Consider the following 14,666-nt stretch of genomic DNA (forward strand, 5'->3'; position numbering starts at 1 on the left):
TCATAGAAGATATGGGAAAAAAAGAAAGGGGCGGGAGAGATGAGCTTATCCCTGCAAATGGATTCCGACCGTCAGGTTTTGATCGTCCGGCTGGCCGGAGAACTTGACCATCATCATGCCGAAAAAGTGCGTGCTTCGATTGAAGCCGAATTGGAAAAAGGGGAGTTTCGCCACCTGGTGTTGAATCTGGCCCGTTTGGAATTTATGGACAGTTCCGGATTGGGTGTGATTTTGGGGCGTTATAAAAAAGTTTCCCAGTTGGGAGGAAAAATGATTCTCTGTTCCATTCAGCCGCCTGTATACCGCTTGATGGAAATGTCAGGGTTATTTAAAATTTTGCCTACATACGAAAATGAAAAGCATGCAATTTCAGCTTGCGGGGTGGCGTCATGAGCGAAACAGGGAAAAATTTCATGGAATTGAAATTCAGCAGTCGTTCGGAAAATGAAGCGTTTGCCAGAGTGACGGTCGCTTCTTTTATCTCTCAATTGGATCCGACGGTGGAGGAATTGACCGAGATCAAGACGGTTGTTTCCGAAGCGGTGACCAATGCGGTGATTCATGGATATGAAGAAAAAGAGGATGGGGTCATCTATATCCGGACGGATATCGAGGGGCAAAAAATCAGCATCACCATTTCCGATCAGGGCATCGGCATTGAAGATATCAACGAAGCCAGACAACCGCTTTACACGTCCAAACCGGAATTGGAACGGTCGGGCATGGGATTTACCATCATGGAAAATTTCATGGATGAAGTGATGATTCATTCCAAACCGGGGAAAGGCACAACCGTTCACATGGTGAAATACTTGAAAAGCCGTCAGCAGACGATGGCTCATTGAGGGATGCCTATGGAACCGGATGTATACAACAACAGGCACAGCCATTTGTCGGATGAAGAAGTGAAAAAACTGATTCAGGCCAGTCAAAACGGGGACATGGAGTCCCGGAACCGTTTGATTCGTCATAATATTCGGTTGGTTTGGTCGGTGGTGCAACGGTTTTTGAACCGCGGATATGAGGCGGAGGATTTATTCCAGATCGGATGTATCGGTTTGTTGAAAGCAGTGGATAAATTTGACTTGAACTATGACGTGAAATTTTCCACTTATGCCGTTCCGATGATTATTGGCGAAATACAGCGGTTTTTGCGTGATGATGGAATGGTGAAAGTGAGCCGGTCGTTAAAGGAGATGGCCAACCGCATCCGCAAAACGAAAGACCATTTGTCCAAAAAATACGGGCGTTTGCCGACCATTCAGGAAATTGCCAATGAGATGGGAGTGGACCCCGAGGAGATTGTTTTTGCCCAAGAAGCCAACCGGGCTCCTGCTTCGATCCATGAAACCGTCTACGAAAATGACGGCGACCCGATTACCTTGATGGACCAGATTGCAGACGAGCCGGTGACCACCTGGTTTGACAAGCTGGCCATCAAAGAAGCGATTCATCGTTTGAGCGATCGGGAAAAGTTAATCGTTTATCTTCGTTATTACAAAGACCAGACACAGTCCGAAGTGGCAAGCCGGCTGGGCATTTCCCAAGTTCAGGTCTCGCGGTTGGAAAAAAAAATTATTGCCAAAATGCGACAGGAGCTGGATATCCAGAAAGAAAACCGGTAATTTCAGGCTTCAAGCACCTTGACGGTGCTTTTTTATATTTTACCAGTTCTGCACATACTAACGGATGATCGAAGTGTTTTTTTAAAGGAGTTGCCCGCAGATGAAAGACATGTTAACCATCCGTCTCAAAAAGAAAGTCGTCATAAAACCTGGGCAACCATTGTATCTGAAAGATATTTCCCGGTTGGATTCTGCGCGAGAGGAAATTGCATGCAAAGTCAAAGATTTAATCATTTATGACCCGCAGGTACAGCATGGGAGTTTTTATGTGATTGATGTGATGGATGTCATGGACATCATCCACAAACATTTTCCGGCATTGGATGTTCGTCATGCGGGGCCGCCGCAAACATTGGTTGAGATCTCCGGCAATTTGCGGCCGCCTTCGATCATCCTTGTCCTGATGGTGATGATTCTTTTATTTATCGGTTCCGGACTGGCCATCATGAATTTTCACATGGATGTCAGCATGCCCCAGGTTCATGAACGAATTTATTATCTGATTACCGGGGAACATAAATCATCCCCCTTGATCATGCAAATTCCTTATTCGTTGGGCATCGGGATCGGCATTTTTGTCTTTTTTAACCGCTTGATTAAAAAACGGTTGAAAGAAGAACCAAGTCCGTTGGAGCTGGAGATGTTCCTGTATCAGGAAAATATTGAACAATACATGATCGATCATGAAAAGCGGAAAGAGGATTCCGGTTGCCATGAATCTGTTCCATGACTTGCTTCTCATCATCATCGGTCTGGCGGGAGGGACGGTGGTCGGTGGCGGTTTTGTCGCTTTTATAACCGTGCTTGACATTGTTCCGAGACTGGCACAAGTGACAAGGACACCACAAATGATCGCCCTCTATGAGTACAGCATCGGACTTGGCGTTTTGTTTTTTACCTGGTTGGACTTTCGTTCGTTTTCGCTTTCGATGCCAGGTGTTTTCACTTTGATCGTCGGCCTGTTCATGGGGGTGTTTGTCGGCCTTTTGGCGGCGGCACTGACAGAGGTGGTAAACGTCATCCCGATTATGGCAAAGCGTTTGAACATGGAAGGTTATTTGGTTTATTTTCTGCTGGCAATGGCACTCGGCAAAGTGGCCGGTTCCATTGCGGAATGGATGTTTTTTTGATACTGATCAAGAAAGAAAGGGTGTATGAGAAATGGGTTCTTATTGGGCTGCTTTTTTGGTGGGGGGGTTGATTTGCGTGATTGGACAGTTGTTGATTGACTTAACCAATTTGACACCGGCACACGTCCTCAGCCTATTGGTGGTTGCCGGTGCGGTGTTGGACGGATTCGGATTGTACGATCCGTTGATCCAGTTTGCCGGAGCCGGCGCAACGGTTCCGATTACAAGCTTTGGAAATTCATTGGTGCACGGGGCATTGTCGGAAGCACATCGCAACGGATTCATCGGGGTGTTGTCAGGGATCTTTCAAATCACAAGTTCCGGTATATCCGCGGCCATTATCTTCGGCTTTCTGACAGCGGCGATTTTCAAGCCCAAAGGTTGATAAAAACAGTTGATAAAAACATATAAAAATACATTTTAAGCATAAATGAGTGGGGGTTTCCACTCTTTTTTTTACGGAGTTGTGATAAGTTTTTGCCGTTTTTGTCCCTATGCGGCTTTTCGCCAAAATTTGTGGTATGATCAGTTGTGAACATTTTTTCCTCGTCGGAGGGAGGGAATCAAAAGATGAAGCATCTGCGCGCATTGCAGATATTCGGAATCATCACTTCGATTGGCGCTTACTTCATGTTGGCGATTGGAGCCATTGTAAGCGCTACGGAATCAGGGAAAGGATGCGGCAACACCTGGCCGTTTTGTCATGGAAAACTGATCCCTGAAAGTTTGCCGATGGAAACCGTGATTGAATACAGCCACCGGATTGTCTCGGGAGTGGACGGTTTGTTGATCCTGATTCTGACGGTCTGGTCCTGGATGGCGTTTAAAGAGAATAAACGTGTGAAGGTTTTGGGTTTTTTAAGTTTGTTTTTTGTCGTGTTTCAAGGAATTCTCGGAGCATTGACGGTTGTTTTTGAAGGCACGTTTGCCAAAAACTTCTCACTGGCCTTGCATTTCGGCTTTTCCCTTATTTCATTTGCCAGTGTGATTTTGCTGACGGTTTATCTGTTTCAATTGTCCAAACCCGGGAAGAAGAACGGGCTCATGGATATGAGGAACACCCTGCTGGCCAAATGGCTTTGGGGCTTGGCTGCCTACACTTATATCGTGGTGTATACCGGAGCTTTGGTACGCCATTCCGAGGCGACGATGGGATGCGGCTATTCCTTCCCGTTATGCGGCCCGACCGTTTTCCCAGGCTTTTCTTCCCTGGCTGAGATTCATTTGCTTCACCGTTACTTTGCCTTTTTGCTCTTTTTCCTTGTCCTCGGCACGTTGATTTTTATTTTGAAAAAACATCGTGACCGGAAAGATTTGGTGCACGGGGGTTGGCTTGCGTTTCTTTTGATCACACTCCAGGCATTAAGCGGTGCGATTATTGTCTGGACGGGCGGAAAATTAATGGCCGAGTTGTTGCATACCACCATTATTTCGGCGTTCTTTGCCGTCCTTTCGTATATGTGCATGCAAATCGGCTTACCCTGGAGCAAAAAAACGCATTTGCCCGATGTTTCGACGGGAGTCGGGCAGACAAGCTGAAAAAAATGAAGGTGGATTTTCACCTTCATTTTTTTGTTTAAAAAGAAGAGATATCGACAATCTGCTGAAGATAAGCTATACTCATTGGTAAGGTGTGAAAATTGGATATGGATTTTTCACATCCTTCGGGGCAGGGTGAAATTCCCGACCGGCGGTGATGGCACGTTTGCCTCAGTCCGTGACCCGCGTTGGCGGTGGATTCGGTGCAACTCCGAAACCGACAGTGAAAGTCTGGATGGGAGAAGGATGAACAGATGTGTACCTTTAACCTGTGAATTTTTTCACATTTGTTAAAGGCTTATTTCTGTATGCAAAATTATTACTTTCAGGATACACAGCTGTTTCTTCCGTGACTGCCTCGAATTCATAAAGATTCGAGGTTTTTTATTTGCTTCGACAAAAAAGAATAAGGAGAGAAGGATGCTGACGACACACGAAACCTGGATGCGTTTGGCATTGCAACTGGCCGAAGCGGCGGAGGGTCAAACTTCCCCGAATCCGATGGTTGGGGCCGTCGTGGTCAAGGACGGGCAAATTGTCGGAGCCGGAGCCCATTTAAAGGCCGGCACACCGCACGCGGAAGTCCATGCATTAAACATGGCCGGGGATGATGCCAGAGGCAGCACGCTTTATGTGACTTTGGAGCCGTGCAATCATTACGGGCGCACGCCGCCTTGCACCGGGCGCATCATCGAAGCCGGGGTCCGGCGTGTGGTCGTGGGGTGTGTGGATCCGGATGAAAAAGTGTCCGGTGAGGGGATCAAGCGGCTGCGCGAATCCGGAATCGAAGTGGTGGAAGGGATCTTGCGCGAAGAATGTTTGCGGCTGAATGAAGCATACTTTCACCACCGGAAAACCAAAAAACCGTTTGTCACGCTCAAGATGGCGACCACCCTGGATGGAAAGATTGCAGCATACAACGGGGACAGCCGGTGGGTCACAGGCCATGAGTCGCGGGCACATGTGCATCAAATCCGCAAAAAAAGTGATGCGATTCTTGTGGGCGTGGGGACGGTTTTGGCAGACGACCCGCAATTGACCGCACGGATCGACGGAGAGCCGGTCCGGCAACCGGTGCGGATCGTTTTGGACAGCCGGCTTCGCACCCCGCTGGATGCGCAAATCGTGAACACTCAAGCTGCTCCGACCTGGATTTTTACAACGCCCCGCTGTGACCGGAGCAAAGTGGACCGGTTGATCGAAAAAGGGGTCAAAGTGATCGTGACCCAAAGCGAAGACCGGGTCGATATCGATGAAGTGTTGTCTTACTTGGGACAGCAGGGGATTTTATCGTTGATCGTGGAAGGAGGCAGCCAGGTCAATGCATCCTTTTTAAGGTGCGGCCACGTGCAAAAGGTGATGGCTTATCTTGCCCCCAAATTATTGGGTGGCAAAGACAGCAAAAGCGCCATTGCGGGAGAGAATCCCGAACGGATGAAGGAGGCTGTTTCTTTAAAACACACGGAGATCCGGCGCTTCGGGGAAGATTTCTTGCTTACGGGATATATTTCTTATGAAAAGCCGGCACAAGGTTAGAAGGGGGGCGTCAATGTGTTTACAGGAATCATTGAAGAAGTGGGACGGATCAAGCAGTTGCGTAAAAATCCGCTGACCATGGAATTGACCATTCAGTGCCGGAAGGTTTTGGAGGGCACCCAACTGGGAGACAGCATCGCCGTCAACGGGGTTTGTTTGACGGTTACACAGCTGGGCAGTGACTATTTTATGGCCGATGCCATGCCTGAAACCATGAAACGGACCAATCTGGGCAAGTTGAATGTGTCGGATCCGGTCAATCTGGAGCGGGCGGTTGCCGCCGGACAACGAATGGGCGGCCACTTTGTTCAGGGGCATGTGGACGGAGTCGGTACGATCCTGTCGAAGACCCCTTATGAAAATGCCGTTGTGTACCGGATTGAAACCAGCCCGCAATTGACCCGATACATGATTGAAAAGGGATCCGTGACCGTCAATGGCATCAGTTTGACGATTGTGGAGGTCAGTGATCATGACTTTACGGTGTCCTTGATCCCGCATACCTACAAGCATACCCAATTGCGTGATGCAAAGCAGGGAGATATGGTGAATATCGAAGTGGATATGATTGGAAAATATCTGCATAAGTGGTTTGAAAATAAAACCGGTTCCGGTTCGCCGATTACCCGGGAGATGCTGAAAGAACACGGATTTATCGGATAAGGGGGGATACCATGTCTTTTGATACGATTGAAGAAGCGCTGTCCGCCTTGAAAAAGGGAGAAATCATTATTGTGGTGGATGACGAAGATCGCGAAAATGAAGGGGATCTGGTGGTGCTCGCCGAGAAAGCGACGCCGGAGGCCATTAATTTTATGATCACCCACGGGCGGGGACTGGTATGTGTGCCGATGACGGAAGAACGTGCCCGGGAATTGGATTTGTCCCTGATGGTCAATCACAATACAGACCGGCACGGAACGGCCTTTACCGTATCGGTGGACGCGATGGAAACCTCGACCGGGATTTCGGCTTTTGAAAGGTCGCTTACGGTGATGCAATTGATCGATCCCAAGCGGGGAGCCCAAGACTTCCGGCGCCCGGGACACATTTTCCCGCTGATTGCCCGTGAAGGCGGTGTGTTGCGCCGTGCAGGCCACACCGAGGCAGCTGTGGATTTGGCGAGGTTGTGCGGGGCATATCCGGCCGGAGTGATTTGTGAAGTGATCAAAGAAGACGGAACCATGGCCCGTGTGCCCGATTTGAAAGAAATGAGCCGGAAATTTGGATTGAAAATGATTACCATTCAAGATCTCATCCAATACCGGCGGCAAAAAGAAACATTGATCGAGCGCATCGTGTCGGTTCGGATGCCGACCGAATACGGCGAGTTTCAAATGATCGGTTACACCAATGAAATTGACGAAAAAGAACACGTCGCTTTTGTCAAAGGAGACATTGACCCGGATCAACCCGTCCTGGTCCGTGTTCATTCCGAATGCTTGACGGGGGATGTTTTCGGATCCAAACGATGCGACTGCGGACCCCAGTTGCATGCAGCGATGCGGAAAATCGAAGAAGCCGGACAAGGCGTGCTTCTCTACATGCGGCAAGAAGGGCGCGGAATCGGCTTGATCAATAAATTAAAAGCATACAAACTGCAGGAAGAAGGCTTGGATACGGTGGAAGCCAACCTGCGTCTCGGATTCCGCGATGATTTGCGTGAATACGGGATTGGCGCGCAAATCTTGCGCGATTTGGGCGTGGGGAAAATGCGCCTGATGACCAATAACCCGCGGAAAATCACCGGTTTGAAAGGTTACGGTCTGGAAGTGACAGAGGTGGTTCCTCTGGAAATCCCCGCAAACAAAAATAATCGTCGTTATATGGAAACGAAAAAGGAAAAATTGGGTCACATGTTGCATTTGTAAAAAGAGGAGGAAACAAGGATGCCAAATGTATATGAAGGAACGCTTGTGGCAACAGGAATGCGGTTTGCGATTGTCGCCGGACGGTTTAACGAATTTATCACCGGCAAATTGGTGAATGGAGCCGTTGACGGTTTGAAACGCCATGGAGCCGAAGACGATGCCATTGATATCGTTTGGGTGCCGGGAGCTTTTGAAATTCCGCTGATTGCCGATCAATTGGCTCAATCGAAAAAATACGATGCGGTGATCGCGTTGGGATGTGTGATCCGCGGCGCCACCACCCATTACGATTATGTATGCAATGAAGTTTCCAAAGGAGTGGCGGCGGCGAGCGTGCGTCATCAACTGCCGGTGATTTTTGGAGTGATCACCACCGAAAACATTGAGCAAGCCATTGAAAGAGCCGGCACCAAAGCTGGAAACAAAGGATGGGAAAGTGCACTGGCAGCCATCGAAATGGCTGATTTGATGAAACAGTTAAATCGTTGATGGGGTAACGATTATCATATGGAAGAAGTAAAAATTAAGCTGGATATGTTTGAGGGGCCTCTTGATTTGTTGTTGCATTTAATTGAAACCTCGGAAGTGGATATTTATGAGGTTCCGATTGCGCAAATTACCGAACAATATATGCAAGTGTTAAATGAAGCCGAAGAGAGTAAGCTGGATGTGGCCAGTGAGTTTTTGGTCATGGCGGCAACTCTTTTGGCCATCAAGAGCAAAATGCTCCTGCCCAAGCAAGAGGTTTTTGAAGAAGATTTTATGATGGAAGAGGATGAATGGTTTGAAGATCCCCGGACGGAACTGGTCGAACGGTTGCTGGAATATAAGAAATACAAGCGTTTGGGGGAAGTGTTGCGCCAGAGGGAAGAAGAAAGAAGCAAAATTTATTCCCGTCCGGCGATGGATCTGACGGCCTACACACCAGAAGTAAACCCGGTTGAAGGGCTTTCTCCGGACGATTTGTTGCAGGCATTTGTCGAGGCGCTGAAAGACCGGGAAACCCATGAGCCGGAAGCCAAGTTGACCAGGGAAGAGATTTCGGTCAGTGACCGGATGAATGAAATTGATGCGCTTTTGACAGAAAAAGGGCAGTTGCTTTTTTCCAAACTGATCGATTGGAAAACCGCCACCAAAGAACGGGTGATCACGACCTTTTTGGCGCTTCTGGAATTGATGAAATTAAAAAGGATCGTTTGTTATCAGGAACATATATTTGGGGAAATCCGGGTGGAACGACTGCAGGCGGAGGTGCAGCCTTGATGAGCCGGGATATGAAAGCAGTGATGGAAGGTCTTTTGTTTGCAGCCGGAGAAGAAGGAATGAGCATTAAAGAACTGGCGGATGTGACCGGCTTGGAAAAACACGAAGTGGAACAATGTTTGCATGATCTCAGGGTCGACTATAAGGAACAGCAAAGAGGCATTCAAATCGTCAAAGTGGCCCAAGTTTACCAAATGACCACATTGCCCGAACATGCGTCCTACTTTGAAAAGATGGCCCAAGCCCCGAACCGTTCTCGGCTGTCCCGTGCGGCATTGGAAACCCTTGCCATTATCGCATACCGACAACCGATTACGCGTGTCGAGATTGAAGAGATCCGGGGGGTCAAAAGCGAACGGGTGTTGCAAGTCCTTTCGCGAAAGGGATTGATTCGGGAAGCCGGCAGGGCGGAAGGAGCGGGACGCCCGATTTTATACGGAACCAGCAAAGATTTTCTGGATTATTTCGGACTCAACGATATCGAAGAACTTCCCCCGCCGGAATCCATCTTTGATTGGCAGGAATGGGAACAAGAGCGCCAGGATTTGTTTAAGCGTTTGGGTGTGGAACAAATGGAAGAGGCGGAGACGGATGAAGGATCTCCCGTTTAAAGGAGGCCGGCCGGCCTCCTTTTTTAAAAACAAAAAAGAAAAATTGCCGTTTTTGTAAACGCTTTTAAGATGAAAAAAACGTGAATGGCTGGATCGGAGAGGAGGCAGGCTGAATTTGTTACATGAATTGATCACGAGGGATACCATTGTTTTAAAAGAGGAAGTCCGCAATTGGAAAGAGGCGATTCAATATGCATCCGAACCCCTGTTAAAAAAAGGATGGATTGAGCCGGAATATGTAAAAGCCATGATCCATATTATCGAAACGCTGGGCCCCTATGTGGTTTTGACACCCCATGTGGCCATTGCCCATGCGCGACCGGATGCGGGAGTGAACCGGTTATCCATGAGTCTTTTGCGGTTAAAGAAGAGTGTTTCTTTTGGAAGAGGACAAGAGGTGCATCTGATTATTATTTTAGCAGCCATCGACCAAAAGTTTCACTTACATGCATTGTCGGATTTATCTCAATTATTGTCTGAAGAGAAAAATATTGAACGGATGATACATACCGAAAAAATTGAAGAAATTGAAGAACTGATTCATCAATATTCAAGAAAACAGTGCAATTAGCAACTTAGTGGTCGGAATTTTTTCAAAAAGGCCGGACGGTTTAAAAATTTGTTGGATAATATTGTATATTCACCCGTCATCTTGCCCAAACTACCCAGTGATGGCAGGTGGTGGGGTTGATTTTTTTTCTGATCATTCTTGTGTTGTTGCTGGTCTTCTTCATCGGAACTTGGTTTTCCAACATTCAAATTGAATTGTTGTTTAAACGGGAAGCGCAAAATGATTTTGGCAAAATCAAAGTGAAGATGTTTGGCGGATTGCTCAGATTTCAATACAATTTGCCGCAAATCCTATGGGGTGGTTTGGATGAAGGGGTGGCCCTCAAGCAGAACGTGACCGGTAAGATTGGCAAGAAAGAAACCAAAACGAAAAAGAAATCGATTCACATTGATAAACGGAAAGTCAAGAAATTTCATTTTGAATATCGCCAGATTCTTTACCGGTACCATGATTTTCAACGAATCATGCGGTGGTTCTTTGGAAAGATCACCTGTGAAAAATTCGTTTGGAACACCAAGATCGGAACGGGGGATGCAGCAGAGGCGGGATTTTTAACCGGATTGGCATGGAGCTTTAAGTGGATGCTTCTCAGTTGGCTGGGAAATCAAATCCGGTGGAATGCCAAACCGGAGTTAAAGGTGGATCCAAGATTCAATGAAGCGATATTGGAAACCTACTTTCACAGTATAATCCGGTTCCGGATCGGGCATGCTATCCTTGCTGTGAAACGTTTATCAGATCATATGCGGAAAGGGAGGATCCAATAAATGTCTGAGCACCCTATTCAAAACTTGATGGAAACTGCCATGGAAAATATTCGTGAAATGATTGATGTCAATACTATTATCGGTGATCCGGTGGAGACGCAGGATGGCCAAGTCATCATTCCGGTTTCCAAGGTCGGGTTTGGATTTGCAGCGGGAGGAAGTGAATTCAGAGGACATTCGGATGATAAAGAGGGGGAAGATCAGGAAAAGCGGGGGAATTCCAGACATTCCACTGAAAAAAGCCAAGAAAAGCTTCCGTTTGGTGGAGGAAGCGGCGGAGGCGTCTCTGTCACTCCGGTTGCATTTCTTGTTGTCAGTGAAAAAGGAATTCGTGTGTTAAACATGGATAAACAAACCCATTTATATGACCGCCTGATTGACACGGTCCCTGAATTTGTGGAGCAGTTGAAAAACATGGTTAAAAAAAGTGATAAAAGTGAAAAGTAAACCGGATACAAAACGGCACAGCCCGGGGCAGTGTCGTTTTTTTACATAATCTTGTCCGGAGTGCATATATTTGTACAAACCCGAACGGGAGTGGGGTGAGATCATTTGATTCTGGGGCGGATCTGTTCGGTTGGGCTTGTCACAGCCATCTTGATGATGATCTTTGTCTGGCCGGAAGGAGCAAGAGCCGAAGTGACAGGGGATTTGGCTCCCGGGGCAAAAGCCGCCATTTTGTATGATGCTTCTTCAGGCCGTGTTTTATTTGAGAAGAATGCAGAGGAACCCATGTTGATTGCCAGTTTGACCAAAATCATGACGGCAATCATTGCGATTGAAAACGGGAATTTGGATGAAACAGTGACCATCAGCCCCAATGCGGAAGGAGTGGAAGGCTCTTCCATCTATCTGAAAGCCGGTGAAAGAATACCGCTTCGCACCCTGTTGTACGGACTGATGTTGCGTTCCGGAAATGACGCGGCAACGGCGATCGCCGAACACATCGGCGGATCGGTGGAAGGGTTTGTTTATTTGATGAATGAAAAAGCCGCCTATCTGGGTCTGGAAAACACGCATTTTGCCAATCCGCACGGTCTGGATCAAGAGGGGCATTATTCATCGGCCAAAGATTTGTCCGTATTGACGGCATACGCACTCAAAAATCAGGTTTTTCAGGAAATTGTCAAAACAGAGGTCAAGACGGTGTCCTGGCCTGGCGAAAAATGGAAAAGAAAATTTTACAATAAGAATAAGATGTTGCGCTTTTATAAATGGGCGGACGGCGTTAAAACGGGGTTCACCAAAAAGGCGAGAAGAACGCTGGTTTCTTCTGCGACCAAAGACGGCCACCAGTTAATCACCGTCACTTTGAATGACGGGGATGATTGGAAAGATTCCATGAACATGCTGGAGTACGGGTTTCAGCATTATGATTTGGTCTCCTTATTGAAAAAAGAACAGGTTCTGTCCGGTCAGGCATATGAAACGGATGATCACAAAAAGTTCCGGGTTGTCGCCGGTGCTTCCTTTGATTATCCGCTGACGGAAGAAGAAAAAAAACAGGTTACGGTAAAGCCGGTCATCAGTTATCCTCTCCGGCTGGTGACAAGCGACCGCATGCAAGTGGGAAGCGCCCGGATTTACGTGAACCGGCAATTGATCGGATCGGTTCCTTTGGAAGTCGAAATGGAGCCCGAACCATCCATGATGAAAAAGTGGTTCCAATCCTTCGGGCTGATGCTTTGGAAAAAAGGGTGAAGCAAAAATGATCCATTATATTTGGATTTTTATGATTTTAAGCGGGGTGGTGGCAGCGGCACTGCAGGGGAAGTTGGAGTTGGTGACAAAAGCGGCCTTAAATGGTGCGGAAGAAGGGGTTTCCGTTTGTCTGGGACTGATCAGTATCATGGTGTTTTGGTTGGGGATGATGCGGATTGCCCAAGATGCCGGCTTGTTGGAAAAGCTGTCGAAGATTTTGCGTCCCGTTGCCCGGTTTTTGTTTCCATCCGTGCCTCATGATCATCCGGCGATGGGCTACATTTTATCGAACATGAGCGCCAACCTGTTTGGATTGGGAAATGCCGCGACCCCCATGGGACTCAAGGCAATGGAAGAGTTGCAAAAATTGAACCCCGACCGGAAGACGGCCACTCCTGCGATGTGCACTTTGCTTGCTCTGAACACCTCGGGACTGACATTGCTTCCGACAACAATTATCGGGATCCGGTTGAAACACGGTTCGGTGAACCCGACGGAGATTATCGGCCCGACATTGCTGGCCACCTTGCTTGCCACTTCTTTTGCCATCCTGTTGGATCGTTATTACCGAAAGCGCACGTTTGACGAGAACGGGCGGCTGAAGAAGTAATCAAACAGGGAAGAGGGTAAATCAGATGTTTGAAATCATCAGTTTTGTTTCCAATCTGATGTTGCCGGCCATTGTGGTGTTTGTTCCGCTGTATGCCGTGTTTCGCAAGGTTCCCGTTTATGACAGTTTTGTCGAGGGGGCCAAGGAAGGATTCCCGACAGCGATTTCGATTATTCCACACCTGGTCGGTATGATGGTGGCTGTTTCCATCTTCCGGGATACCGGCGCTTTGCAGTTTTATTTGCAATTTTTGAAGCCGGTGCTCGGTTGGCTGAAGATTCCGGAAGAAGTGGTTCCGATTGGGATTTTGCGGCCGATTTCCGGAACCGGTTCCCTGGCCTTTGTGGAAAGCGTTCTTCGCACCTACGGGCCGGACTCCTTTCTGGGAAAACTGGCATCCACCATTCAGGGAAGTACCGATACCACTTTATATGTGCTGACGGTTTACTTTGGCGCCGTGGGGATCCGCAATTCGCTCTATGCGCTGAAAGTCGGTTTGTGGGCGGACTTGGCGGGATTTTTGGCTGCCTGGATCATTTGTACATTGATTTTTTTACCCGGTTAAGCAGAGAAAGGCTTTTTCTGCGATACCGGGTTTTATAATGTCTGAAAACAACAGGGCTGTCCGGTTTGACTTGTACGAAACTTTGTAAACAGTTAAGATGACTAAGAGGTGAGCATAGCATGGAGCGTTTACAAAAAGTGTTGGCACAGGCGGGAGTCGCTTCCCGAAGACGTTCGGAAGCATTGATCTGTTCCGGGAGAGTGAAAGTCAACGGACAACGGGTCACCGAGCTGGGAACCAAGGTGAATCCCCGCCAAGACCGGATCGAGGTGGATGACCGGCCGGTCGTGTTGGAGAGAAAAAGGACATTTTTGTTTTATAAACCGGAGCAAGTGATTACCAGTATGCATGACCCGCAGGGACGGAAAGTGGTGGCTGATTATTTCCGCCATATCCCTGAGCGTGTTTTCCCGGTCGGGAGGCTGGATTACGATACCGAAGGTCTGCTGATCATGACAAATGATGGAGAACTGACCCATCGTTTGCTTCATCCGCGTTACAAGGTAAATAAAGTATACATTGCCACTGTGGAGGGAAAACCCGGCCCGAAAGCGTTAAAACAGCTGGAAAAGGGTGTGAAACTGAAGGATGGATGGACCGCCCCGGCCAAAGTCCGCTTTCTTTCCCATTCCAGCCGGGACAATACCTCCCGGTTGGAACTGACGATTCATGAAGGGAGAAAAAGACAGGTCCGGCGCATGTTGAAGGCGGTCGGGCACCAGGTGATTCATCTGATCCGGGTCCGATTTGGATTTTTGACGCTGGAAGGATTAAGCAAGGGGGAATTCAGGGAATTGACGGATGAAGAAATTCAACGGTTAAAAAAAGAGATTTTGTGAACAACTTTCAAATCATCGTCACATGTTCCTAATCGAAA

General features: G+C 47.9%; 20 protein-coding genes and 1 riboswitch. All 20 genes read left to right on the forward strand.

Translation table 11 applies throughout. The annotated features are described in order from the left end of the window. Positions 1–39 precede the first annotated feature (39 nt). The 20 genes from spoIIAA to I8U23_RS01190 all read left to right on the forward strand — a co-directional run bounded on the left by spoIIAA (position 40) and on the right by I8U23_RS01190 (position 14,628). Positions 40–393: an anti-sigma F factor antagonist gene (gene spoIIAA, locus I8U23_RS01095; RefSeq protein WP_037997504.1), complete on the forward strand. Its 354-nt coding sequence runs from the start codon at positions 40–42 to the stop codon at positions 391–393. Continuing rightward, the gene (gene spoIIAB / locus I8U23_RS01100) at positions 390–845 is read left to right on the forward strand and encodes an anti-sigma F factor (protein WP_037997507.1); all 456 of its coding nucleotides are present in this window, start codon (positions 390–392) and stop codon (positions 843–845) included. The genes spoIIAA and spoIIAB overlap by 4 nt, the downstream gene beginning before the upstream one ends. 9 nt (positions 846–854) lie before the next feature. Beyond that, positions 855–1,625 carry an RNA polymerase sporulation sigma factor SigF gene (gene sigF / locus I8U23_RS01105; RefSeq protein ID WP_037997510.1) on the forward strand — a complete coding sequence of 257 codons (771 nt, stop codon included), beginning with the start codon at positions 855–857 and terminating at the stop codon, positions 1,623–1,625. A 100-nt stretch (positions 1,626–1,725) separates the two neighbouring features. Beyond that, the gene (locus I8U23_RS01110) at positions 1,726–2,355 is read left to right on the forward strand and encodes a stage V sporulation protein AA (RefSeq protein WP_037997511.1); all 630 of its coding nucleotides are present in this window, start codon (positions 1,726–1,728) and stop codon (positions 2,353–2,355) included. Beyond that, positions 2,339–2,755, forward strand: a complete 417-nt coding sequence (locus I8U23_RS01115; RefSeq protein WP_198050618.1) for a stage V sporulation protein AB — start codon at positions 2,339–2,341, stop codon at positions 2,753–2,755. The genes I8U23_RS01110 and I8U23_RS01115 overlap by 17 nt, the downstream gene beginning before the upstream one ends. A 31-nt stretch (positions 2,756–2,786) precedes the next feature. Continuing rightward, positions 2,787–3,140, forward strand: a complete 354-nt coding sequence (spoVAE, locus tag I8U23_RS01120; RefSeq protein WP_037997515.1) for a stage V sporulation protein AE — start codon at positions 2,787–2,789, stop codon at positions 3,138–3,140. 185 nt (positions 3,141–3,325) lie between these two features. Then, positions 3,326–4,294 carry a COX15/CtaA family protein gene (locus I8U23_RS01125; protein WP_198050619.1) on the forward strand — a complete coding sequence of 323 codons (969 nt, stop codon included), beginning with the start codon at positions 3,326–3,328 and terminating at the stop codon, positions 4,292–4,294. A 117-nt stretch (positions 4,295–4,411) separates the two neighbouring features. Continuing rightward, positions 4,412–4,545: riboswitch (FMN riboswitch) on the forward strand. Between the two features lie 169 nt (positions 4,546–4,714). After that, positions 4,715–5,830, forward strand: a complete 1,116-nt coding sequence (ribD, locus tag I8U23_RS01130; RefSeq protein ID WP_037997516.1) for a bifunctional diaminohydroxyphosphoribosylaminopyrimidine deaminase/5-amino-6-(5-phosphoribosylamino)uracil reductase RibD — start codon at positions 4,715–4,717, stop codon at positions 5,828–5,830. Between the two features lie 15 nt (positions 5,831–5,845). After that, positions 5,846–6,493, forward strand: a complete 648-nt coding sequence (ribE, locus tag I8U23_RS01135) for a riboflavin synthase (RefSeq protein WP_037997519.1) — start codon at positions 5,846–5,848, stop codon at positions 6,491–6,493. An 11-nt stretch (positions 6,494–6,504) separates the two neighbouring features. Further along, entirely contained in the window at positions 6,505–7,701 is a 1,197-nt protein-coding gene (locus I8U23_RS01140) for a bifunctional 3,4-dihydroxy-2-butanone-4-phosphate synthase/GTP cyclohydrolase II (protein WP_037997522.1), read from the forward strand. An 18-nt stretch (positions 7,702–7,719) separates the two neighbouring features. Continuing rightward, on the forward strand, positions 7,720–8,190 hold the full coding sequence (ribH, locus tag I8U23_RS01145) for a 6,7-dimethyl-8-ribityllumazine synthase (RefSeq protein ID WP_037997524.1): 471 nt from the start codon (positions 7,720–7,722) through the stop codon (positions 8,188–8,190). A gap of 18 nt (positions 8,191–8,208) precedes the next feature. Beyond that, entirely contained in the window at positions 8,209–8,964 is a 756-nt protein-coding gene (locus I8U23_RS01150) for a segregation and condensation protein A (RefSeq protein WP_198050620.1), read from the forward strand. Then, a complete protein-coding gene (gene scpB, locus I8U23_RS01155) occupies positions 8,964–9,575 on the forward strand; it encodes an SMC-Scp complex subunit ScpB (protein WP_037997528.1) in 612 nt (203 codons plus the stop codon). Before I8U23_RS01150 ends, scpB begins: the two co-directional genes overlap by 1 nt. Before the next feature lie 115 nt (positions 9,576–9,690). Next, the gene (locus I8U23_RS01160; RefSeq protein ID WP_037997530.1) at positions 9,691–10,146 is read left to right on the forward strand and encodes a PTS sugar transporter subunit IIA; all 456 of its coding nucleotides are present in this window, start codon (positions 9,691–9,693) and stop codon (positions 10,144–10,146) included. A 116-nt stretch (positions 10,147–10,262) separates the two neighbouring features. Further along, positions 10,263–10,913: a DUF2953 domain-containing protein gene (locus I8U23_RS01165; RefSeq protein WP_037997533.1), complete on the forward strand. Its 651-nt coding sequence runs from the start codon at positions 10,263–10,265 to the stop codon at positions 10,911–10,913. Next, the gene (gene ytfJ / locus I8U23_RS01170; RefSeq protein WP_037997536.1) at positions 10,914–11,360 is read left to right on the forward strand and encodes a GerW family sporulation protein; all 447 of its coding nucleotides are present in this window, start codon (positions 10,914–10,916) and stop codon (positions 11,358–11,360) included. Positions 11,361–11,465: 105 nt separating this feature from the next. After that, on the forward strand, positions 11,466–12,614 hold the full coding sequence (locus tag I8U23_RS01175; RefSeq protein WP_370526864.1) for a D-alanyl-D-alanine carboxypeptidase family protein: 1,149 nt from the start codon (positions 11,466–11,468) through the stop codon (positions 12,612–12,614). 7 nt (positions 12,615–12,621) lie between these two features. Continuing rightward, the gene (locus I8U23_RS01180) at positions 12,622–13,224 is read left to right on the forward strand and encodes a nucleoside recognition domain-containing protein (RefSeq protein WP_049719977.1); all 603 of its coding nucleotides are present in this window, start codon (positions 12,622–12,624) and stop codon (positions 13,222–13,224) included. 25 nt (positions 13,225–13,249) lie between these two features. Next, positions 13,250–13,789 (forward strand): spore maturation protein, encoded by a 540-nt coding sequence (locus I8U23_RS01185; protein WP_037997541.1) that lies wholly within the window; start codon positions 13,250–13,252, stop codon positions 13,787–13,789. 119 nt (positions 13,790–13,908) lie between these two features. Continuing rightward, complete coding sequence (locus tag I8U23_RS01190; RefSeq protein ID WP_037997544.1) at positions 13,909–14,628, forward strand: pseudouridine synthase; 720 nt, start codon at positions 13,909–13,911, stop codon at positions 14,626–14,628. Positions 14,629–14,666: the final 38 nt, after the last annotated feature.

This window comes from Thermoactinomyces sp. CICC 10735 (assembly GCF_016055175.1).
GTDB lineage: Bacteria > Bacillota > Bacilli > Thermoactinomycetales > Thermoactinomycetaceae > Thermoactinomyces > Thermoactinomyces vulgaris.